The 22287-nt window shown below is 60.4% G+C and carries 17 protein-coding genes; 7 read left to right on the top strand and 10 right to left on the bottom strand.

What is annotated here, in order from left to right; genetic code table 11:
* Positions 1 to 140 precede the first annotated feature (140 nt).
* The 4 genes from I7X13_RS12470 to I7X13_RS12455 form a co-directional block, all read right to left on the bottom strand.
* A complete protein-coding gene (locus I7X13_RS12470) occupies positions 141 to 467 on the bottom strand; it encodes a HesB/IscA family protein (RefSeq protein WP_198066365.1) in 327 nt (108 codons plus the stop codon).
* A gap of 123 nt (positions 468 to 590) precedes the next feature.
* The gene (locus tag I7X13_RS12465; protein ID WP_198066364.1) at positions 591 to 983 is read right to left on the bottom strand and encodes a hypothetical protein; all 393 of its coding nucleotides are present in this window, start codon (positions 981 to 983) and stop codon (positions 591 to 593) included.
* Between the two features lie 98 nt (positions 984 to 1081).
* Positions 1082 to 1492, bottom strand: a complete 411-nt coding sequence (iscU, locus tag I7X13_RS12460) for a Fe-S cluster assembly scaffold IscU (protein ID WP_190923982.1) — start codon at positions 1490 to 1492, stop codon at positions 1082 to 1084.
* A 104-nt stretch (positions 1493 to 1596) separates the two neighbouring features.
* Positions 1597 to 2811 carry an IscS subfamily cysteine desulfurase gene (locus I7X13_RS12455; RefSeq protein WP_317191571.1) on the bottom strand — a complete coding sequence of 405 codons (1215 nt, stop codon included), beginning with the start codon at positions 2809 to 2811 and terminating at the stop codon, positions 1597 to 1599.
* Between the two features lie 210 nt (positions 2812 to 3021).
* Here I7X13_RS12455 and mce point away from each other — a divergent pair, with 210 nt between their 5' ends.
* The 3 genes from mce to I7X13_RS12440 all read left to right on the top strand — a co-directional run bounded on the left by mce (position 3022) and on the right by I7X13_RS12440 (position 5566).
* Positions 3022 to 3426: a methylmalonyl-CoA epimerase gene (gene mce / locus I7X13_RS12450; protein WP_198075737.1), complete on the top strand. Its 405-nt coding sequence runs from the start codon at positions 3022 to 3024 to the stop codon at positions 3424 to 3426.
* An 87-nt stretch (positions 3427 to 3513) separates the two neighbouring features.
* Positions 3514 to 4086, top strand: coding sequence for an L-threonylcarbamoyladenylate synthase (locus I7X13_RS12445; RefSeq protein ID WP_198066362.1), 573 nt, complete (start codon positions 3514 to 3516; stop codon positions 4084 to 4086).
* A 40-nt stretch (positions 4087 to 4126) separates the two neighbouring features.
* Positions 4127 to 5566 (top strand): CCA tRNA nucleotidyltransferase, encoded by a 1440-nt coding sequence (locus I7X13_RS12440; protein ID WP_198075736.1) that lies wholly within the window; start codon positions 4127 to 4129, stop codon positions 5564 to 5566.
* A gap of 97 nt (positions 5567 to 5663) precedes the next feature.
* Here the strand turns inward: I7X13_RS12440 and I7X13_RS12435 are convergent, their stop codons facing one another.
* Both I7X13_RS12435 and I7X13_RS12430 read right to left on the bottom strand, forming a co-directional pair.
* Positions 5664 to 8333, bottom strand: coding sequence for a PspC domain-containing protein (locus tag I7X13_RS12435; RefSeq protein WP_198075735.1), 2670 nt, complete (start codon positions 8331 to 8333; stop codon positions 5664 to 5666).
* Positions 8334 to 8394: 61 nt separating this feature from the next.
* The gene (locus tag I7X13_RS12430; protein ID WP_198066359.1) at positions 8395 to 8742 is read right to left on the bottom strand and encodes a PadR family transcriptional regulator; all 348 of its coding nucleotides are present in this window, start codon (positions 8740 to 8742) and stop codon (positions 8395 to 8397) included.
* Between the two features lie 388 nt (positions 8743 to 9130).
* Here I7X13_RS12430 and I7X13_RS12425 point away from each other — a divergent pair, with 388 nt between their 5' ends.
* Together I7X13_RS12425 and porU2 are read left to right on the top strand one after the other, a co-directional pair.
* Positions 9131 to 10246, top strand: coding sequence for a putative type IX sorting system protein PorV2 (locus tag I7X13_RS12425; RefSeq protein ID WP_198066358.1), 1116 nt, complete (start codon positions 9131 to 9133; stop codon positions 10244 to 10246).
* Positions 10247 to 10340: 94 nt separating this feature from the next.
* The gene (porU2, locus tag I7X13_RS12420) at positions 10341 to 15533 is read left to right on the top strand and encodes a putative type IX secretion system sortase PorU2 (RefSeq protein WP_198075734.1); all 5193 of its coding nucleotides are present in this window, start codon (positions 10341 to 10343) and stop codon (positions 15531 to 15533) included.
* Between the two features lie 173 nt (positions 15534 to 15706).
* Here the strand turns inward: porU2 and I7X13_RS12415 are convergent, their stop codons facing one another.
* The 3 genes from I7X13_RS12415 to I7X13_RS12405 form a co-directional block, all read right to left on the bottom strand.
* Positions 15707 to 16195, bottom strand: coding sequence for a dihydrofolate reductase (locus I7X13_RS12415; protein WP_198075733.1), 489 nt, complete (start codon positions 16193 to 16195; stop codon positions 15707 to 15709).
* Positions 16196 to 16379: 184 nt separating this feature from the next.
* Positions 16380 to 17315, bottom strand: coding sequence for a methionyl-tRNA formyltransferase (gene fmt, locus I7X13_RS12410; protein ID WP_198075732.1), 936 nt, complete (start codon positions 17313 to 17315; stop codon positions 16380 to 16382).
* A gap of 108 nt (positions 17316 to 17423) precedes the next feature.
* On the bottom strand, positions 17424 to 18647 hold the full coding sequence (locus tag I7X13_RS12405; protein WP_198075731.1) for an exo-beta-N-acetylmuramidase NamZ family protein: 1224 nt from the start codon (positions 18645 to 18647) through the stop codon (positions 17424 to 17426).
* A 109-nt stretch (positions 18648 to 18756) separates the two neighbouring features.
* Here I7X13_RS12405 and I7X13_RS12400 point away from each other — a divergent pair, with 109 nt between their 5' ends.
* Positions 18757 to 19980 (top strand): ABC transporter permease, encoded by a 1224-nt coding sequence (locus tag I7X13_RS12400; protein WP_198075730.1) that lies wholly within the window; start codon positions 18757 to 18759, stop codon positions 19978 to 19980.
* 184 nt (positions 19981 to 20164) lie between these two features.
* Here I7X13_RS12400 and I7X13_RS12395 read toward each other — a convergent pair whose 3' ends face one another.
* The gene (locus I7X13_RS12395) at positions 20165 to 20851 is read right to left on the bottom strand and encodes a peptidoglycan DD-metalloendopeptidase family protein (RefSeq protein WP_198075729.1); all 687 of its coding nucleotides are present in this window, start codon (positions 20849 to 20851) and stop codon (positions 20165 to 20167) included.
* A gap of 197 nt (positions 20852 to 21048) precedes the next feature.
* Here I7X13_RS12395 and I7X13_RS12390 point away from each other — a divergent pair, with 197 nt between their 5' ends.
* Positions 21049 to 22149 (top strand): ferredoxin--NADP reductase, encoded by a 1101-nt coding sequence (locus I7X13_RS12390; protein WP_198066351.1) that lies wholly within the window; start codon positions 21049 to 21051, stop codon positions 22147 to 22149.
* The last annotated feature ends 138 nt before the right edge of the window (positions 22150 to 22287 follow it).

Raw genomic sequence — 22287 nt, 5'->3', positions numbered from 1 at the left:
GCCACAAAAAAGGCCACCCAATCGGGTGGCCTTTTTTGTTATCCTTTGCTCTCTCTGAAAGTCAAATGCTAGTTCAATCCAACACCAGCCAACAGATTAGTGGAATCTGCGAAATCCATTAAATCCGCATCATCTGCGGTTCAGACCGAAAAGCTCTCGCCGCAGCCGCACTCGCGCGAGGCGTTGGGGTTGTTGAACTGGAAGCCTTTGCCATTGAGGCCATCGGAGAAATCCAGCTCGGTGCCGGCCAGGTAGAGGAAGCTTTTCATGTCGACCACCACGCGGATGCCCTTGTCCTCAAATTCCTGGTCCATAGGCCGCACTTCGTTGTCGAAGTCCAGCTTGTAGCTCAGGCCCGAGCAGCCACCGCCCGCCACCGAGGCACGCAGGCGATAGGTGTCATCAAGGTGCGCATCGCTCATCAGGCGCGATACTTTTTCTTTGGCTTTATCCGATACGGTAATCATGGCAGTAGGAGCAGGACCACTGAGGTTTAAAAGCAAACCAAATGGAGCCGCAATTTAGACACATTATAAACAAGCCGAAGAATTTCTTTGTTCGCCGGCTCATCAAATAATTCATTCGGACGCTTACGAGCTCGGATTTAGCACCACGCTAAACACGGTAATTGTGTTCAGGTCGCGGCCAAAATAGAGTTTATCCAGCGCCTCATATACGTTGTGCGCCCGGAAGTAGGAGGTGTGCAGCTCTTTATCGTCGCGGGTGCGCCACTGCACCGTGTAGGAGCTTTCGGTGTCGCGGAAGCGCTTCACGTAGGCCAACATCTTTTCCAGGCAATCCACCTGGTCGCGGCCGGTTTCGTAGCGAAACAGAAAGCTCTGCTCGTGGCGCGGGTTCACCGTTATCAAATCGAGCCGGGTCTGGCCTTCCAACTCCCGAAACTCGAACCGCAACTGCGCGGGCTCCAGGCCCAGGTACTGCCGAATCTCGCGCTCCAGCCGGGCAATGTCAAATTCGTCCATTTGTGGCAATGAGTGAATGGTTGAATGAGCGAATGGGTGAATGAGCAAACGACCAAGAGTCATTCGCTCATTCACCCATTCACTTATTCAACCATTGATTAGTGGTGCGACAGCTCCAACGCGGGCAGGCCGTTTTTCACGCGGTAGTCCGAGATGGCCGACTTGATGGCATCCTCGGCCAGTACCGAGCAGTGGATTTTCACGGGCGGCAGGGCCAGCTCCTCCACAATCTCCATGTTGTCGATGGCCAGGGCCTCGTCCACGGTTTTGCCTTTCAGCCATTCCGTCGCCAGCGACGACGAGGCAATGGCCGAGCCGCAGCCAAACGTCTTGAATTTGGCATCGGTAATGGTGTTGGTGGCTTCGTCCACCTCAATTTGCAGGCGCATCACGTCGCCGCACTCGGGTGCGCCCACGAGGCCGGTACCTACGTTTTTCTTGCTTTTGTCCAGCGTACCCACGTTGCGGGGGTTGCTGTAGTGGTCGATTACCTTATCGGAGTAAGCCATGATTTTTAAGTTATGAGTTAAAAGTTATGAGTTAGGAGTTGAAAAGTTGAGCCATGAGGACAAATTGAAAACTCATAACTCATAACTTTTAACTCATAACTATTCTAGTGTTCCGCCCACTCGATTTTGCTCAAATCGACGCCTTCCTTGAACATCTCCCACAGTGGCGACATTTCGCGGAGCTTGGTCACGGCTTCTTTTACGTGGCCGATGGCGTAGTCGATTTGCTCGTCGGTGGTGAAGCGGCTCAGGCCGAAGCGCAGGCTGCTGTGGGCCAGGTCATCGCTCAAGCCCAGGGCTTTGAGTACGTAACTGGGCTCCAGCGAAGCCGAGGTGCAGGCCGAGCCCGACGACACGGCCAGGTCTTTCACGCCCATCATCAGGCCTTCGCCTTCCACGTACTTGAAGCTGATGTTGGTCACGTGCGGCAGGCGGTGCTCCACTGAGCCGTTCACGTAGCTTTCTTCCAGCGTGGTGAGCTCCTTTTCGAGGCGGTCACGCATGGCGCTCAGGCGGGCGGTGTCGGCTTCCATGTCGAGGCGGGCCACTTCGCAGGCCTTGCCCAGGCCCACGATGCCGGGCACGTTGAGGGTACCCGAGCGCATGCCGCGCTCATGGCCGCCGCCGTCCATCTGGGCGGTTACTTTCACCCGGGGGTTCTTGCGGCGCACGTAGAGGGCACCCACGCCCTTGGGGCCATAGATTTTGTGGCCCGAAAAAGCCATCAGGTCGATGCCGTCGGCAATGACGTCAACCGGGATTTTGCCAACGGCCTGGGTGGCGTCGGTCATGAAGAGCGCGCCGTGGGCGTGGGCAATTTTGGCGATTTCGCGGATGGGCTGAATGGTGCCCGTCTCGTTGTTGCCGTACATGATGGTCACGAGAATGGTCTCGGGCGTCATGGCGGCTTCGAGTTCGGCGAGGCTGATGAGGCCTTTTTCGTCGACGGGCAGGTAGGTTACCTTGCCGCCGAGCTTCTCGATGTGCTTGCAGGTATCGAGCACGGCTTTGTGCTCGGTGGTGGCGGTGATAACGTGGTTGCCCTTCTGGCTATACATCTCAAACACGCCCTTGATGCCCAAGTTGTCCGACTCAGTAGCGCCCGAGGTGAAGATGATTTCCTTGGGGTCGCAGTTGATGAGCTTGGCGATTTGCTCGCGGGCGTAGTCCACGCCTTCCTCGGCGGCCCAGCCGAAGGGGTGGTTGCGGGAAGCCGCGTTGCCGAATACATCGGTCAGATAAGGCATCATGGCCTCCAGCACGCGCGGGTCGAGCGGCGTGGTGGCGTTGTTGTCGAGGTAAATGGGGAGCTTCAGCATTGCGCGCAGCGGTATGGCAAAAAGTATAAACCAATGAAAGCCTGGTCGGCCTTTAGAACACGGTTCGAGGGCAATCAGTTTTCTTTGGTCCCACAAAAGTAGACACAATCTAAATAAGGAAATGCGCCAACTTGCGGCAACGGCGCGAAATGCGCGGTAAACCCCGCTTTTTAGCCCGGCCAGCGGCCCACTCTCCCAAAATTCGCATCCATGATTACCAACCTCGAACACCTCGGCTTAGCTGTAAACGACCTCGAAGCTGCCACCGCACTCTACACCACGCTGCTTGGCGCGGCGCCCTATAAGAAAGAGCACGTGGCCAGCGAAGCCGTGGATACGGTCTTTTTTCAGGTTGGCGGCTCGAAAATCGAGTTGCTGGCGGGGACTTCGCCGGATAGCGCCATCACGAAATTCCTGGCCAGGAAGCCCGAAGGCATTCACCATGTGGCCTTCGAGGTGGACGATATCCGGGCTGAGATGGCGCGGCTGAAAGGGGAAGGCTTCGTGCTGCTGAACGAGGAACCCAAGCGTGGGGCCGATAACAAGCTGGTGTGCTTCGTGCACCCGAAAAGCGCGGCCGGCGTATTGGTGGAACTGTGCCAGACAATCAAGTAGCGCGGACTCTGCGAGTCCGCGTTTACACGAAGTTTGTATTTAACTCAAATCAGATGCGGACTCGCAGAGTCTGCGCTACACGCCCTCATGAACCGTTTCCAACAAGAAGTAGAAGCTGCCGTCGATGCGCTGTTGTTGCAGCAAGTTGTTCTTTATCCGACTGATACCGTATGGGGCCTGGGCTGCGATGCCGAAGCACCGCCTGCGGTGAAGCAGCTCTACAAGCTGAAGGGCCGCGAAGCCGGCAAGCCCAGCATCGTGCTGGTGGCCGATTGGGCCATGCTGAAACGCTACACCACCAACGTGCCCGATGAGCTGGAGGCCATGCTGGCCGCCGACACTCGCCCCACCACTTACATCTTGCCCGCCAGCCGCGCCCTCGCGCCCGATTTGGTGGGGCCCGACGGCACGGTGGGCCTGCGCCTGCCGAAAGACGAATTCTGCCACAAAGTGGTGCGGCGGCTGGGCCACGGGCTGGTTTCAACCTCGGCTAACAAAGCGGGCGAGCCCACGCCGGCAGTGTACGCAGAAGTAGACCCGGCCATTGTGCGCGGCGCCGACCATGTGGTGGACTGGCGGCAGGATGATGCCACGCGCACCGCGCCCTCGCGGGTGGTGCGGCTGGGCGAGGGCGGGAAGCTGGAAGTGGTGCGGGAGTAGAAGCGGGGGCATTATGCGGCCAGTGCCGAACTTTGCGCCCATGAATACGCCAAAACTGCCCGAGCTACCCATTTTCCGTACCATCGCCGAAGCGGCAGCTGAGTTAAATCAGCCGGCTTATGTTATTGGCGGCTATGTGAGGGATTTGGCGCTGGGCCGCGACAGCAAGGATATTGACGTGGTGACGGTGGGCGACGGCATTGCGCTGGCGCAGGCCGTGGGCAACAAGCTAAAAGGCCGGGGCCGCGTGCAGGTGTTCAAGAACTTCGGCACGGCTATGCTGCCCACCAAAGAGGCCGGCGATATTGAATTTGTGGGGGCCCGCAAGGAAAGCTACCGCGCCGAAAGCCGCAAGCCTGAAGTGCAGGCCGGCACGCTGGAGGAGGACTTGGCCCGCCGCGACTTCACCATCAACGCCCTCGGCATCAGCCTGAACCCGGAAAATTTCGGCGAGCTGGTAGACCGCTACGAAGGCATGAAGGACCTGGCCAGCAAAACCATCCGCACGCCGCTGGGGCCGGATGTGACGTTTTCCGATGACCCGCTGCGGATGATGCGCGCCGTGCGCTTCGCCTCGCAACTGAACTTTGATATTGAGCCCGATACGTTCGACGCCATTATTCGGAATAAGGACCGGATAAAGATTGTGTCGCAGGAGCGCATTACCGTCGAGCTAAACAAGATTATCGAGTCGCCCACGCCGAGCTACGGGTTCAAGCTGCTGTTCCAAACGGGGCTACTGCAGCTCATCTTTCCGAAGATGGCGCTGCTACACGGCGTGGAAAAAGTGGGCACGCACGCCCACAAAGACAATTTCTACCACACGCTGCAGGTGCTGGACAACGTGGCCAATGCCGGCGGCGACCTGTGGCTGCGCTGGGCCGCCGTGCTGCACGACATCGCCAAGCCCGCCACCAAGCGCTACTTCCCCAAAGTAGGCTGGACCTTCCACGGCCACGAGGATAAAGGCGCCCGCTGGGTGCCCGGCATCTTCACCGACCTGAAACTGCCGCTGGGCGAGGAAATGCGCATGGTGCAGAAGCTGGTGCGACTGCACCTGCGCCCCATTGCGCTGGTGAAGGAAACCGTGACCGATTCGGCCGTGCGCCGCCTGCTATTCGAGGCCGGCGAGGACATTGACCGGCTGATGCTGCTGTGCCGGGCCGACATCACGAGCAAGGACCACACCCGCAAGGAACGGTACCTGCGCAACTTCGCGGAGGTGGAGCAGAAGCTGAAAGAAGTGGAGGAGAAGGACCACCTGCGCAGCTTCCGCCCGGTCATCACCGGCGAAATCATCATGGAAACCTTTGGGCTGAAGCCTTCGCGCGCCGTGGGCGAGCTGAAGGAAGCCGTGATGGAAGCCATTCTCGACGGCGTTATTACAAACGAAATGGAGCCAGCCATGGCCTTCCTGTTGCAGCAGGGGGCGGCCAAAGGACTGGCTCCGGAAGGAGGCTTCGTTCACTCACCAAACTAAGCCTGGCTTCTTTTTCTTTCTTTTTTCGGGGGGATAGATGCAGCTATACGGCGAAGGTTGCCTGTGGATTTATTTGGTAACAAAGAAATTCCGGCATTTACAGATGCTTGATGCTGGAGGGGCCGGTAGCGTCCATTTTCACCCGGGAGGGCTTGCCGCTGTATGCTACTTCGCTGGCGCCCACGGCGTCGCCTTCCAGGCTGCCGGTCACGTTGAGGCGGGCCTTGCACACGCCGGCAATGGAAACCTTGGTGTCGATGGTCTTGAGGTTGGCTCCGGCCAACTCGCAGGCGCCGGCGGCGTCGAGGTCGAGGTTGTCGGCCTGGCCGGTGGCGGTGGTGCGGCAGGCGCCGGCCTGCTCTAATTTCAGGGTGCCGAAGCTGCCATTCAGGCGCAGGTGGCTGGCGCCGGCCTGCTCCACGCGCAGCTCCTCCTGGCGCTCGAAGCCGCCGAAGTCGGCGTGCACGGCCCCGGCCAGTTCCAAACGCTCGATGCTGGGCAGCTCGATGCGGATGAGCACCTTGCTCTGGTTGTTGCCCCAGTTGCCGCCGAATAAGCTGCCGCTGTTACGGGGGCGAATTTGCAGCTCGTCGCCTTTCAGCTCTACGCGCATCTCGCTCAGCGCTTTGTCGTTGCCGCCAGCCTCAATCTTGAAGCTGTCGCCGTGGCGCACCACCACGCGGTAACCACCGGCCACGCTCACCCGGCTGAAGCCAGACTCCTGAAAGGTGCGGCGGGCGCTGCCGTAGCTGTTCATATCGGTGTCGAAGGTAGGCGCGCCGCCGTAGTTGATGGTGGTGCCGCTGTTGGAAGCCTCGTCGTCGCCGCTGTCGCTGTCATCGTCGTTATTGTCGGCGTTGTCGTTGTTGTCGTCGCTGTCGATGTTGATGTGCATTTTGCCATCATTGTCGTTATCCTCCTCGTTGCGGCCGAGCTGCTCTTCAGTACAGCCAATGCACTCCAACTTGTTGCCGCGCAGGCGGTACTGGTGCTGCTCGGGATCTTCGGGGCGGCGGTTGCCCACGAAGTCGTCGTCGTCCAGAATGTTATAGGCGAAGTCGCGGCTCATGCGGAAGGTGCGGTCACGGGGCAGACGGATGGTGAGGCTCAGCTCCTGCTTGCGGAAGGCCGAGTTGGGCAGGAAAGAGAAATGGTCGTCGAACACGAGCGAGGAGTCGCCGCTGGGCCGCACCGTGTAGTCGATGGTGGTGAGGGCCGTGCGGCGGGCTTCGGCTTCGTTTACGCCTTTGGCGCTCAGGGTGCGCAACACTTCCACCACTTTGCCGCTATCGGCGGCAGCTAGGTTCACGTCCACGTGCTGGTCCCAGTCGCGGTCTACGTGGCGCGAATCGAACATAACTACGGGCGTGGTCAGCTTCGAAAACTGTTCCAGCTGCTCCACTTCAGCATCGTACTGGAAGTTGCGGTTTTGGCGTACGGCAGCCACTGTCACGCCCACAATGCTCAGCAACCAAATCCCGAGCAGCGACAGGGCCACAGTGCGGGGCATCAGCGAGCGGCGGAAGAGCAGGTTCAGGCCGCTCAGCAGCAGGGCCAGGGCCGGAATGCCCATGGCCAGGAAGCCGGCCAGCAGGCCCCAGGTGGGCACACCGTTGAGCAGCACGTGGGTGAAAATCATGTTCTCAGCATTGGGAAACAGGCCAATGCTGGCGCCCAGGCCAATGGCCAGCGCCAGGAGCAGGCCAAATCCGGTCATCGTCAGCAGGATGCCTGCTACCACCCGAATAGCCGAGCCCACAAAGTCAACGGCGGGGCGCAGGGCCCGGGCGGCGTCTTCCACGAATGCACCCACGGGGCGGTTGGTCGTCACCGGACCATCGGCGAAGGCGTTGTTGCGGGCGCTGCTGTCAAAGCTTTCCAGCGTGATGGCGTCGCCGCGCATACGGAGCTTGTCCGAGACCGTTTTGGCCTCGGGCAATACTATCCAGAGAATGATGTAGAGCAGGAAGGTGAAGCCCCCGGCAAACAAACCGGCCAGCATAATCACGCGCACCAGCGTCACATCGATGTTAAAGTAGGCGGCCAGACCGGCCGCTACCCCGGCGATTTTGCCGGTGCCCGTGTCGCGGAACAAGCGGCGGCCGGCCAGCGGCCCCGAGTTCAGCAGCGCCTCGGGGTGGGCGGGGGCGTCGTAGCGCTTGGGCAGCAAAATCCAGAGGATGATGTAGGCCAGCACCAGCCAGCCGCCAAAATCCACCCGCATGCTGTGACGCGACCAGATGTTGATAGCCGGCGAAAAGACGGTGCCGAATATCAAGGCCAGGCGAATCCAGAGCGGGTTTACGGCAAAGTATTGGGCGATGCCGGCGGCCACGCCCGCTACTTTGCGGTTGGCCATGTCGCGGTACAAGCGCTTGGGCTCGTCGGTGGCGGTGGCCGCCGTTGCAGCCGCCGAAGCGGTGGTGTAGGAGTCGGCGGTGCGGCCGTAGTTAGCTGAAGCTGAAGCAGCTTCGGCGGCAGTTACTTCGTCGTCCTCATCGGCCTCGTCGGCGAAGTCGCTCACACGGCCCATTTTGGCCGTCATGGCGTTCACGTCGTCCAGGCTGATGACCTGCTGCATGGGCGAGAGGCGGGCCGAGAACAGCTCGGCGATGCGGCCCTCGATGTCGGCCACAATGTCCTCGTGGCCGCGGTAGTTGGCAAAGTGGGCTTTCACCTCGGCCAGATAACGGCTAAGGACGTCGAAACCGTCTTCCTCGATGTGGAAGATGATGCCTTGCAAGTTGATACTGATGTTCTTTTTCATGTGAAAGAAGGCCGAACGGGCCAATTGGATGCTGGTGAGTGAAGCAGAAAAAGAGGTAGAATTAGCGGCTGTCGCCGGGCGGCCGGCTGTGCCGAATGATGCCCACCGAGGTAGCCATCTCCTCCCAGGTTTCGCGCAGTTCCTCCAGAAACTGGCGGCCGGGGTCGGTGAGGGTGTAGTACTTGCGGGGTGGGCCGCTGGTGCTTTCCTTCCAGACGTAGTCGAGCAGGGCGGCATTCTTGAGGCGGGTGAGCAGCGGGTAGAGCGTGCCCTCCACCACTATCATGCGGGCTGAAGTCAGCTCCTCCAGCATGTCGGAGGCGTAGGCTTCGCCGCGGGCGATGATTTCCAGGATGCAGAACTCAAGGATTCCCTTGCGCATCTGAACCTGGGTGTTCTCGAGTTTCATGGGCGAGTTGGTTGACTAGTGGGTGACGAACAGTACAAATGTATGGTAGGTACTTTGTAACGCAAGGTACTGGATGAATAATTCAATCGAATCAATCAAAATAACTTGTTATCGATTGATTATCAGGGATAAAATTTTTGTTAAATCCAGCCGTGTTTTGTCAATTCACCGGCCACCGGTCGTGCTATTCGTTGGCCGACGGGTAGGGGAGCAGCCCGCATTTGGCATGAACCTCAGCCCTGCACCCCGCCGAAAGCCGGACACTCCCGCTCCCGCTCCCGCAGTGGCCGCCCGTACGTGGGGTTCTGGCCCGAAATTCGCGGGGCCGGACGCACTATAATGGAGTAACTTGCGTTCCGTCTGCGCAAACTTTACCAGTCGCCTTTCTATGTCCCAATTTTCCTCTGTTGCCCGTGGGCTGGTCCTCGTGGGAGCCACCGCCGCGCTGGCCCTACCGGCCGCCGCGCAGTCTACCAAAACGCCCAAGTACAGCAACGAATTTCTGAACATCGGCGTGGGGGCGCGTGCCCTGGGCATGGGCAAGGTGCAGGTGAGCCTGGCCAACGATGCCACTGCCGGCTACTGGAACCCCGCCGGTCTCACCAACCAAACCCACAAATACGACGGCGTGCTGATGCACTCCGAGTTGTTCTCGGGCGTGGTGAAAAACGATTACGCCGCCTTCTCCATGCCGCTGGATGATAAAAGTGCGCTGGGCGTAAGTGTGTTGCGTCTGGGTGTTGATAATATTGCCGATACCCGTGCCCTGGTGAACGAGTATGGCTACGTCGACTACAGCAAGATTGAATACTTCTCGGTGGCCGATTACGCACTGTTGCTCTCCTACGCCCGCAAGCTGGGCGTGGAAGGCCTGAGCGTGGGCGGCAGCGGCAAAATCATCTACCGCAACATCGGCAAGTTTGCCCACGGCTACGGCTTCGGCATCGATGCCGGCGTGCAGTACAACCGCAAGGGCTGGAACGTGGCTCTGATGGCCCGCGACATCACCACCACGTTCAATTCCTGGAACATCAACTCGGCCGAGTACGTGAAGGGACTGAACAGCAACACCGCAATTAAGTCGGATTCCATTCCGAAAAACAGCACCGAAATCACGCTGCCGCGCTTCGTGCTGGGCGTGGGCCGCCGCTTCGATTTGCCGAAGCAGTTCGCTGCCCTCGTCGCCGTCGACCTGGAGGCAACCACTGACGGCCAGCGCAACACCCTGGTATCCAGCAAAGCCGTGAGCGTGGACCCGCGCCTGGGCGTGGAGCTGGGCTACAAAAACCTGGTATTCCTGCGGGGCGGAGTCGGCAACTTTCAGAAAATCAGCAGCGTGGTGGATAAATCCATGCAGTGGAAGGGCCAGTACAGCCTCGGGGCCGGCGTGGCGGTGAGCAGTCTGCGCATCGACCTGGCCCTGTCGCGCCTGGCGGTGGAGAAGCTGGGCAGTGCGTCGCAGACCAACTCGCTGATTGTATCGCTGGGTTACGGCTTCAAATAGCAGCGCAGGGTACTCTCGGTGGAGCTGGCAGACAGATTGGCCGCAAGCTGCGTAGATGATTGATTAGTAGTGGATAAATGAAATTTGAAATAGGATGAATAAATATTACACACAATCGAAGCAGCGATGGGCAGTGCTGCTAATGTGGCTGGGGTTGTGGCTGACCAGTGCCGCCGCCCACGCCCAGTCCGGGCCGGTAGGCAACGAATGGATTGTGCCCGGCCAGACGTACTATAAAATGAAAATAGTGCGCGATGGACTATATAAAATTGATTATCAGTACCTGACCCAGGCCGGCATTACCGGTGTAGTGCCCAACGAACTCCAAATCTGGCGGCGCGGCCGGGAAATTGCCACCTACGTGGGCGGCAGCCGCACCACGCTGGATGCCACCTCATTTATCGAGTTTTACGCCGTGCACAACGACGGCCGGCTCGATGCGGAGCTCTACAAAAATGCCGCCGACCAACCGCATCAATACTTTAGCCTTTACACCGATACGGCCAGCTATTTCCTCACCTGGCGCGCTGGCACTGCTGGCCGCCACATGCAGGAGCCGGCGGCGGCCGGCGGCACTGTACACCCGCACACCCTGCGCGAGCGGCTCACCCTCCGTATTGAGGGCTTCGTCGACTATCCGGAGACGTTGAATACGTATCTGCCCTGGATGCAGGCTGGCGAGGGCTTCTACATGAATGGCAGCAATAATGCGAACAAGGAATTGACGTACACCCTTGATTCCGTTTCTGTTAATCCAGCGAGTGCCGGGCCGTTGCCTCGGGTAGAGGTGCTCTTGTTTGGTGGGCAGGACTTTTCTCAGCGGGCCGGCGGTACGGGTATCGCTCATCATACGCAGGTGATAGTGATACCGCCTGGTGGAACCGAGCGGGTGCTGGGGGTAATGAACTATGTGGGACTGGTGCGGGCCCGACAAACATTTGCGCTGCAAGCCTCCGACATCAGCAGTACCGGCACGGTCGTGATTAAGCTGAAAAGCGTGGCTCCGGTAGCAGCGGATGATTATTTTGTGTCGCACTATCTGCGCACCATTGCCCCGCAGGCCCCAACTTGGTTGGCTAGCCGCAACCGGCTTCTTTTTCAGAACGACTCGCTGCTAAGCGGCCCCGCTACCTACGAGCTGGCGAACGTGCCCGCTACGGTGGCTGGCTTCGATATCAACGATTTGTACAATGTGCAGCGGGTGGTGGCAACGTCCGGCGCCACTGCTGGGCTGAAGCGCTTTGTGTTTCCGGGGGCTACGGCGGCAGCCACGCACCGCCTCATGCTGGCTGATGAAGCCACGCTGCCCAAGCCGTTGCCGGCTCGCCGGGTACGGTTCCGGACCATCAATCCGGCAGTGCCTACGTTCACCATCATCACGCATCCGCAACTGATGGGGGCTGTAGGCACCGTGCCCAACGCGGCCCGCGCCTACGCCAACTACCGGGCCTCAACGGCCGGGGGCCACTACGACACGCTGATGGTAACCTCGCAGCAGCTGTACGACCAGTTTTTTTACGGCGAAAAGTCGTGGCTGGCGCTGCGCCACTTCACGCGGTGGCTGGCAGCGGCTACACCCAACGCCACCAACCGCTACCTGCTGCTGTTGGGCAAGGGAATTGTGCCCAGCGAGCCGGTGGGAGGGGCTTATTTTGCCCGCAACGGAGAATTGGGTCTCGACCTGGTGCCCACCAGTTCCCGCTCCGTGTCGGACAATCTACTGACGGCGGACTATGCCAACAACAACTTCGTGGCCCGGCTGCACACCGGCCGCCTCACCGTCACCACCCCTCAGCAAGTAGTGAATTACCTGAACAAGGTAATCGACCAGGACCTGCAGAATCTGGAGCCGCTGGGTACCCAGCCCTGGCGCAAAAACGTGTTGCACCTGGTTGGGGCCAAGGATGCTAACGAAGCCATTGAATACAAGTCGTATATGGATGCCGCGAAGGCCCGTGTCGAGCGTCCGTTGTTTGGGGGACACGTCGAAACGGAGGTTCGGAATACGCCGCTGCCGGTCAACGTCGATATTTCGGCCCAACTCAATGCCGGGCTTTCGCTGATTTCCTATTTCGGCCACGCGGCGCCCACCGCCTTCACCTTCAACTTCGGCATGCCTTCTAACATGCCGGCGTTTGCAAATTATCGGAAGTATCCGTTTCTGTTTTTGAGTGGCTGCTCAGCTAACTCCACTTTTACCAGGGCCGCTACTGTGGTGGAAGACTGGCTGTTTGCCGACCGAAAGGGCGCGCTGGGCTCGCTGGCGGAATCAGGTTTTAGCTATGCGACTCCTTTGAGTATTGCCCAGGATACGCTTTACAAGCTATTGTTCAACGACCCGGCCTGGTATGGCAGGCCCATCACGGTGGTACACGACGAGGTGGTGCGCCGCCTGCAAAGCACCTTCACGCAAGACTACGAAATGGAGCAACTGCTGTGCACCGGCTGGCAGGGCGACCCCACTCTGAGCCTGTACGCGCCGCCGCTGCCCGATTTCATTGCCAGTTCTGCTAAACTTTCCATCGTACCCGCCGCTGGCCAGACTACAGTGCGTGCCGACTCGCGTGACTTTGTGCTAAACGTGGGCGTATCTAATCCAGGCAAAATTCCCACCGAGCCCTTAGAAATTCGGGTGACGCGGAAGTTCCCTCCGACGCCTACCCGGGCCGACTCGGTGTACTCCTTCACCGTGCGCGCCGCGTGGGGCCCTGATACTACCTACACCTTGCCCATGCGCAACAGCGTAGGCGCAAGCGGCAGCAGCACGTTTGTGGTCATGCTGGACCCGAACAACCGAATTACGGAGGTGAGCGAAACCAACAACTCTGCCCAAATCGACTATACCTTTTTGAGCGGGGGCGTTTCGGTGCTGAACCCCACCGAATTTGCAATTGTCGGCTCGAACCGACCCCGGCTGGTGGTGCAATCAAACAACCTGATTGGCACGCAGCGCGACTACGATTTTGAGATTGACACCGTGGCAACCTTTAACGGGGCCGTGCAGCGCACCACCATCACGGCCGGCCTGCTGGCGGAGTGGACGCCCACGCTGCCGGCCAGCCTGGGCCAGCGCGACAGCCTGGTGTGGTACTGGCGCGCGCGTTTCCATACCCCGGCTGCTGGCGAAAGTGGCGATTGGACCACCTCTTCGCTGCGGGTGATTCCGGGCAGCCCCGGCGGCTGGTCGCAGAGCCATTACACGCAGTTCAAGCAGGATACGCGCACCGGCGTGGAAGTGAATGCTCCCACCGGCCGCTGGGAATTTGCTGCCACGCGGGTGCCGCTGGTGCTGCGCACGCGCGGGGGCGGCCCACCCCGCAGCCCGGCCAACTTTGCCGCGTTGAGTGGGGCAGGTATTTACATTCGCACAGCAGCGGGGCAGCCCTCCGTAAGCGGGTGTGGGGTGCGCTCGCCCAACCTGCTGATTGCCGTGTACAGCGGAGCTTCGCTGCTGCCGGTGGCCATGCCGGCCAGCTACCAGCAATGCGGGCAGGCTCCGGATAATTTTTATTACTTCTCAGTGACCGACCCAGCCAGTACGGCTACTGCGGTTGACACCCTCGATAACCTGAACTATAGCGCCACCCGGCAACAACAGCTGAACGACTTCCTGACAGCTATTCCGGCCGGCTCCTACGTGGCCGTGGTATCGGCCAACCGTCTGCGCTACTCACTGCTGCCCACGGCCCTCAAAACCCGCCTGCAGGCCCTATTGGGCTCCCGCCTTATCACCCAACTGGCCGATGGCGAGCCACTGGCGCTGCTGGGCCAGAAACTCACGGCTACCACCGGCCGCCTCATGCACGAGACCGGACCGGATGCCAGCAGCACCATCGCCAAAAATATCCAGACCATCGTGCTGCGCGACACTTTGCAGCAGTCCAATCCTTCCGGCCGCATTGTCTCGACGCGCATTGGCCCATCCAAACAGTGGACCAATTTGTACAGCACCATTCGCACCCTCACGCCCAATGGCCAGCACACGCTGAGTGTGGTGGGCATCGACTCGCTGGGCCACGAAACGGTGGTGCTGCCCAATGTGACGCGTGCGGTGGAGCCGCTGACGTCGGTAGTTTCGGCCAAAACCTACCCGTACCTGCGCTTGGAGCTGGCCTTGTCTGACAACGTGACGCGCATTCCGCCGCAGCTGGAACAATGGCTCGTGACCTCGCAGGGCGTGCCCGAAGGCGTGGTGCGGCGCGACCTAGCCACTACTGCGGATTACGACCCGGCCAAATTTGCGCGTCAGGCCGCCGACTCCGCTTACATCACCTTCCCGGTGAAATTTCAAAATATTTCAGATGCACCTTTTGCGGCTCCCCTGATAACCCGGGTAAACCTGCGCTCGACCACAGGGGGCCAAGCGATTGTGGCCACGGCCGATGTAAGCACCAACACGGTGCTGCTGCCGGGCAATACACTGACCATCCCGGTCAAATTCAGCATGATTGGTAAGTTCGGCACTTTCGTGGTGGAAGTGGTGGTGAACCCCCGCCTGCAGCGCGAGCAGAACTACGCCAACAACGAGCTGTCGCTGCCCCAATTCACGGTAATTGACCGCAACGTGCCCCCGACCCTTGACGTGGCTTTTGATGGCCGGCACATCCTCAACGGCGAGCTGGTATCGGCCATGCCCGTCATCAATATCCAGCTCAACGACGAGGACAAATTCCGCCACATCACCGACGCTTCGTTCTTCACCGTGCTGCTGCAACGCCCCGGCCAGACCGTGCCGACCGTGATGGACGTGAACAGCAACAACTTCCATTTCAGTGTAGACCAGACCAACGGCAGCGTGGCCAAGCTGGTCTACGAGCCCGGCAAAACCGGCCCGCTCCCGGATGGTATGTACACGCTGGAAGTGCAGGGCCGCGACCCCAGCAACTCCAGCGCCGGTGCCCAAAACTTCCAGGTGAAATTTGAAGTGGTGAACGCCTCGCAAATCTCCAATGTGTACCCGTACCCGAACCCGGTGGTGAGCAAGGCCCGCTTTGTGTTCACCCTCACGGGCCAGGAACTGCCCCGCAACATGAAAATCCAGATTGTGACCCTCACCGGCAAGGTGGTGCGCGAGATTTTCATGAACGAGCTCGGCCCGTTGCACATCGGCAACAACATCACCGATTTTGCCTGGGACGGCACCGACACCTACGGCGACCGCCTCGCCAACGGCACCTACCTCTATCGCGTGGCCCTCGATGACCCCGGTGCCCAGTTCGGCCACCGCGCCACAGGCGGCGACAAGGCCTTCAAAAACGACTGGGGCAAGCTGGTGCTCATGCGCTAGTCTTCGCCTGTCATTGCGAGGCGCAACCGAAGCAATCCGTCCTGTACAATGTGACAAGCCCTGAGATGTGAAAAGCCCCGGCACTATGCAGTGTCGGGGCTTTCTGATAAAAGAGCGTGTCTAGTTTTGAGAGGGCGGATTGCTTCGGCTGCGCCTCGCAATGACAGAGCCCGCTACCGTCGCCGCAGTGTTACGAAGCTGAAAGCGTAGGCGTGGCGCTCGTCGGCTTCGTGGCGCTCGCGGGTTTCTTCGCGCCACTCGCTGGGGCTGAGGGTAGGGAAGAAGGCATCGCCCTCAAAAGAATGGTGCACTTCGGTGAGGTAAATGACATCGGCGGCGGGCAGGGCTTCGCGGTAGATTTCGCCGCCCCCGATTACACATACTTCCTCGTCGAGCTCGCGGGCGCGGGCCAGAGCGGCGGGCACCGAGGCGGCGGTTTCGCAGCCGGGAGCGGCCCAGCCGGGCTGACGCGTAATTACGATGTTGGGGCGCTTAGGTAAGGCCCGACCGAGGCTGTCGTAGGTGCGGCGTCCCATCACCACGGGGTGGCCCAGGGTGAGACGCTTGAAATGCTGCAGGTCATCGGGCAGGTGGCCCCAGGGCAGCTCGCCATCTTTGCCGATGGCATTGTTTTCGGCTACGGCCACGACGAAGGAAACCATTGGGTTTGGATTAGAGAGAATCGTGTAATTGTTTGGTAATGCAGATTTCTAACGTCTGTCATCCTGAGCTTGCGAAGGACCTTATTACGTGCAAACAGTTTGCAGCAATTACAACAAAGCGGACAAGATAAGGTCCTTCGCAAGCTCAGGATGACGGGCGACGCTTGCCTGGCATGATGCACTGCTAGGCCGGCAGCCGGAACCCGCGCAGCAGCTCCTGCACCGGCATTCGCTTTTTGCCTTCGAGCTGCACATCCAGCAAATCGAGCCAGGCATCGGCGGCGGCCACCCGCAAGTACTTCTTGCCATCTGAAGCCCAGGTGCCGGCCGAAGCAGCTTCGCCCTCAAAAGGCAGGGCGGCGGCGCGGAAAATCTTGATGATGCGCCCATCGGGCAAGGCGGCAAAGGCGGTGGGAATGGGAGAGAGGCCGCGCACCCAGTTCACCAGCTCGGCGGCGGGGCGGGCAAAATCGAGGCGGCCGGTTTCCTTCTGGAGCTTGGGGGCGGGGCGCAGGTCGGCCCGCTGCTCCTGGGGGGTGCTGGGGGCAGTGCCGGCCGCAATGGCCTCCACCGAGCGGCGGGCGAGGGCCGCGCCCACCAGTTTCAATTTGTCGTACACGCTACCGAAATCGTCTTCCGGGGCGATGGCAATTTTGTCTTGGAAAATGAGGTCGCCGGTGTCAATCTCGTGGCGCAGGAAAAAGGAGGTGACGCCGGTTTCCGTGTCGCCATGCATCAGGGCCCAGTTGATGGGGGCCGCGCCGCGATACTGCGGCAGCAGCGAGCCGTGGATGTTGATGGAACCCAGCCGGGGCATGTTCCACACGGCCTCGGGCAGCATGCGGAAGGCCACCACCACTTGCAAATCGGCGGCGTAGCTTTTGAGCTCGGCCTGAAATTCGGGCGATTTCAGGTTGGTGGGCTGTAGCACGGGCAGGCCGTGGGCTTCGGCGGCCTGCTTCACGGCTGAGGCCTGAAGCTGCCGCCCGCGCCCTGCCGGCCGGTCCGGAGCCGTGACAACGGCCACCACCTGCCCGCCGGGCCAAGCCAGTAGGCTTTCGAGGGTGGGCACGGCAAAATCGGGAGTGCCCATGAAAACCAGGCGCAGGGGAGTATTCATGGGACAAAGAAAACGCCGAACGGCCGTAGCGCTGTAATCTGCGTCCCTGAATGGCATGGGGACGCAGATTGCAAAGTCCGCGCTGCAGTAAAAGCAGTCCGGAAGCTTCTACCGCTCCGGGTAGAGCAGGTATTTCTTGCGCAGGGCTTTGAACCTGGTCAGACCAGGAGCCCAGGAGGCGCGGATTTCGGCCTCCGTCTTGCCCGCGATAATCTGTTCGCGCAGTGTATTTGTGCCCGACAACTCTTCAAAATATTTCCCGAAGAAGTGCGCCTTATCGGTGCTTTGCTGATAAAAATCGAGCAGGTAGCTCAGCACCAGGCCACCCGAGGCGGCGCGGGTGGGCACACCGGCCAGGTTGAGGCCGTGGCAGGCCTGGCCCTTCATCGGCGGGCTGGGCGAGCCGGCATTGGGCGCGGGGGTGAAGGTGTAAGGCCGCGTGGCCGGCTGCGCGGGACTGCCAATGACCTCAAACGGCGTGCTGGTGCCACGCCCCACGCTCACATTGGTGCCCTCAAACAGGCAGATACTGGGGTAGAGGGCCACGGCGTGGGCGGTGGGCAGGTTGGGCGAGGGCGCAATGGGCAGGGCGTAGGCCGTAGCGTGGGTGTAGCCGGCTGCTAGCGGCACCACCGTGAGGGCGCATTTCTTACCCCCGGCCAGCCACTTTTCGCCGTTAATCATCTGAGCCAGTTCGCCCACCGTGAGGCCGTGGGCAATGGGCAGCGGGTCGAGGCCGACGAAGGATTTGTGGGCCGGCTCCAGGATGGGGCCGTCCACGAGGTCACCGTTGGGGTTGGGGCGGTCGAGGACGATGACCGTTTTGTCCTGCTCGGCCGCGGCCTCCATCACGTAGTGCAGCGTGCTAATGAAGGTATAAAAGCGCGCCCCCACATCCTGAATGTCGAAAATGAGCACGTCCACGTCGGCCAGCATTTCGGGGGTGGGCTTCTTGGTTTTGCCGTACACCGAGCGCACGGGTACGCCGCTGCGGGCATCGCGGCCGTCGGTGATGGTGGCGCCGTCGGCCTCCTCGCCCCGGAAACCGTGCTCGGGCGCGAAAATGGCCGTCACATTCACACCCTTCGCCCGCAGCGTGTCCACGAGGTAGGCCCGGCCCACGCGCGAAGTCTGGTTAATGACCAGGCCCACGCGCTTGCCCTTGAGTTGGGGAAGGTATTTATCGAGCCGCTCGGCCCCCACGGTGAGGGCGGCAACGCGGGGCGGGGTGGCCAACGTATGTGGCGCGGCCGGGGCCGCCGGGCGGGAGCTGCCGCAAGCCGGCACGGCCAGCAGCGTTGAAAAGGCGATTTTAGCGAACAACCCAACCATAGACAGTGAGAAAAAAGGCGGAAAAAAGCACCCGGCGCCACGCCTGGCCGCACCCAAAGGCCGGGAGCGTGGCCGGTAGCGGTTCAAAACGTAGCTTTACGGCCGAACAATGAATGTCTCCCGCTACATTTCGCAGAAGATTGACGGGGGAGCCGATTCCGGCTCCTTCACCTCGTCGGTCACAAAAATAGCCATCATCAGCATTGCCATGGGATTGGCGGTGATGGTGGTGTCGTTTGCCATCCTGCAAGGGTTTCGCAACGAGATTCAGAATAAAATTTTCTCCTTTGGCGCCCACCTCCAGATTTCGCGCTACGACACCAACAACTCGCTCGAAGTAGCCCCCATCGCCGGCCCCAAGCTGGTGCAGGAGCTCAAGGAGTTTCCCGAGGTAAAGTCCACGCAGCCCTACGCCGTCAAAACGGCCATCATCAAAACCAAGGACGAGGTGCTGGGCGTGGTGCTAAAAGGCATTGCCGAAACCGGTGGCCCCTCGCCCATGCGCCAGAACCTGGTGGCCGGCAAGTTCATCAGCTTTCCCGATTCCTCGGCCAGCGACGACGTGCTGATTTCGCGCAAAGTGGCTGATAAACTGCGCCTCGCTGTGGGCGAGAAGGCATTGTTCTACTTCATCCAGAATCCGCCGCGCATCCGGCAGTTTCGGGTTTCCGGCATCTATTCCACGGGCCTCGATGAGTTTGATGAGGTGTACGTTATCGGCGACATCCGCCAGATTCGGGAGCTGAACTCGCCAGCCTGGCCCGACTCGCTGGTGGGCGGCATGGAAGTGGTACTCAAGGACTTCAAAACCCTCGACAAAACTGCCGACAAATTCTACGAGCGGCTGCCCTACGACCTTAAAATCGACAAAATCACAGAGCAGTACGCCCAGCTGTTCGATTGGCTGCAGCTGCTCAACCGCAACGTCATCATCTTCCTGCTCCTAATCATTTTCGTGGCTACGTTCAATATGGTGGCCACCATCTTCATCATGATTCTGGAGCGCACCAATATGATTGGCATCCTCAAAGCGTTGGGCGCGACGGATAACCAGATTCGGCGGATGTTCTTTTTCCGGGGACTTTCGCTCACGCTGCGCGGCATGCTCATCGGCAACATCGTGGCCGTAGGCTTTTGCGCTATCCAGTATTATTTCAAAGTCATTCCCCTCGACCCCGAGAATTACTACATGGACCGCGTCCCGATTTCCTGGGACCCCCAAATGCTGCTGTTGCTGAACGTGGCCACCTTCGCCGCCTCGCTGCTGGCCGTGCTCATCCCCACGTACCTGATTGCGCGCATCAAGCCGGTGGTGGCCATCAAGTTCGACTAAGTCTGAACCACGGATTCCTCCGGATTTTTCGGATTGCACGGATTTTGTGGACGATTATTCAACGTCTGCACTAAAAAAGGCCATCCAATGGGATGGCTTTTTTAGTGCATTTCCTAGCTAGTTGCTTTAAACCTGTGCCGTTCACAAATCCGTGCAATCCGAAAAATCCGGAGGAATCCGTGGTTCAGATATACCGGCTGCGCAGCACCAGATTCGGGTTGGGGCACAGCGCTGCCCACGTTTCTCGCTCGCTGGGTCGGGCCACGCCGGGGAAGTCTCCTACCCGGCCCTGCATATCGGCCATGAGCTGAAAGTGCAGGTGGGCCGGCCAGTCGCCATTCTCCGGAAATGGGCCGACGGTGGCAAACGCCTCGCCCTTTTCTAGCACCTGGCCCACGCGCAGCGCCCGCCACTCTTGGCGGCTGAGGTGGCCGTAGAGGCTGTAGAAGACCGTGCCTTCCAGCTCGTGCTGCAACACCACGGTGGGGCCGTAGTCGCCGAAATTGTCGTTGTCGGCCAGGCTGTGCACCACGGCGGGCAGCGGAGCCAGCACCGGCGTGCCGGCTGGCAGCCACACGTCCACGCCCAGGTGCAGGGAGCGTGGCTCCTCGACCGCGCCGGGGCCAAAGTGGGCGCTGCGGCGGTAGATGACCCGGTTTTCGAGGTAGCCGCCGATGCCAATGCTGGCGTTTTTTTCGGCCAGCATCTTGTTAACTAAATCATCAAAGGCGGCGGTGTCGCGCAGGTCGGCGCTGGCTACCTGGGGGGTGTTGACCGTGAAGTCGAGGCGGGTGACGGCAGGGCCGTTGAGGTCGACGGGCAGCACGGGGCCGAAGCTGGCCTGGTGGCGTTGGAGCAGGGTGGAGAGCAAGCGCGAAAGAAGTAAAAGCGTGAGTTGACAAAGGAAAACGGCCCGGCCGCAACCCCGTAATGTGGCTGGCAAGTTACCTTTGCCAGCGGGCCGGTGGGAATATTTTTCATCATTCGGCCCGCTTTTTCGTTACTGCCTTTACCGCGAACAAGCGCGCCGTCCCGGCCCCTCGTTCCCCCATCCGCATACCCCGCTCAATGTACCATACCCTCACCGTCGTTGCCATCACCCAGGAAACCGCCGATTCCATCACCATTCACCTCGAGCGGCCGGACCGCGCGCCCATCTCCGCCCGCCCCGGGCAGTTTCTGACGCTCATCGTGCCCTGCGGGCCGGGCGGCAAAAAGGAGCGCCGCGCCTACTCGCTCAGCAGCACGCCGGCCGAGGCCCCGCGCCTGTCCGTGACGGTGAAGCGCGTGCCAGGCGGCCTGGTGAGTAATTATTTGCTCGATACGGTGCGGGTAGGTCAGGAAATGGAAGTGATGGAGCCGCTGGGCAACTTCACCCTGAGCCCCAGCCCCAAAGCGGCCCGCTCGCTGGTGCTCATCGGGGCCGGCTCGGGCATCACGCCGCTCATGGCCATGCTGAAGGCCGTGGTGGCGGCTGAGCCCCAGAGCTACGTGCTGCTGATTTACGGCAACCGCAACGAGGAATCCGTGATTTTTCAGCAGCAGCTTGCCGACCTCGAAGCCCGTTCCAACGGCCACCTGCAGGTGGAGCACGTGTATAGTCAGCCCCTGCAGCCCATGGCCCCGCACCGTCACACCGGCCGCCTCAACCGCACCATGCTGCTGCGAATTCTGGAGCAGCGCCACCAGTTCCCGGCCGAGCAGGCCGAGTATTTTATGTGCGGTCCCGAGGGCCTGATGGCCGAAGCCCAGGCCGCCCTCAGCCTGCTGAACGTGCCCGAGGCCCGCATTCGCCGCGAAAGCTTTGTGGCCAGCGCCGACAATGCCGAGCTGGCCGCCGCCCAGCCCAGCGGCCACGGCGACGTATCGGCCAGTCCCGACGATAAAATAAAGGATACCCGCACCGTCACCATCCAGTACGAAGGCAGCGAATACCTCATTGAAGTACCCGCCGGCAAAACCATTCTCGAAACCGCCCTCGACCAGGACATCGACCTGCCGTATTCCTGCCAGGCTGGCCTGTGCACCGCCTGCCGCGGTAAGTGCCTGAGCGGCAAAGTCCACCTCGACGAGCGCGAAGGCCTTTCTGATTCGGAGCTGAAACAAGGCTATGTACTCACCTGCGTCGGCCACCCGATGACGGAAGATGTGGTGATTGAAATAGGGTAGGGATGGGTTTTGCGCCTGTTGTCCTCCGCAGTGCTCAGGATGACAGGCGCTTATTAGAATTAAAAAATAGTCTGCCCCGGCTTTGCGCTCGTAAGGAGAGGCGACTTCCGCCATTGCGGGTTACGTTCGATTATACTT

Source organism: Hymenobacter negativus, assembly GCF_016056375.1.
In the GTDB taxonomy this organism is placed as follows: domain Bacteria; phylum Bacteroidota; class Bacteroidia; order Cytophagales; family Hymenobacteraceae; genus Hymenobacter; species Hymenobacter negativus_A.
This window is presented reverse-complemented; position numbering and strand designations above follow the sequence as displayed.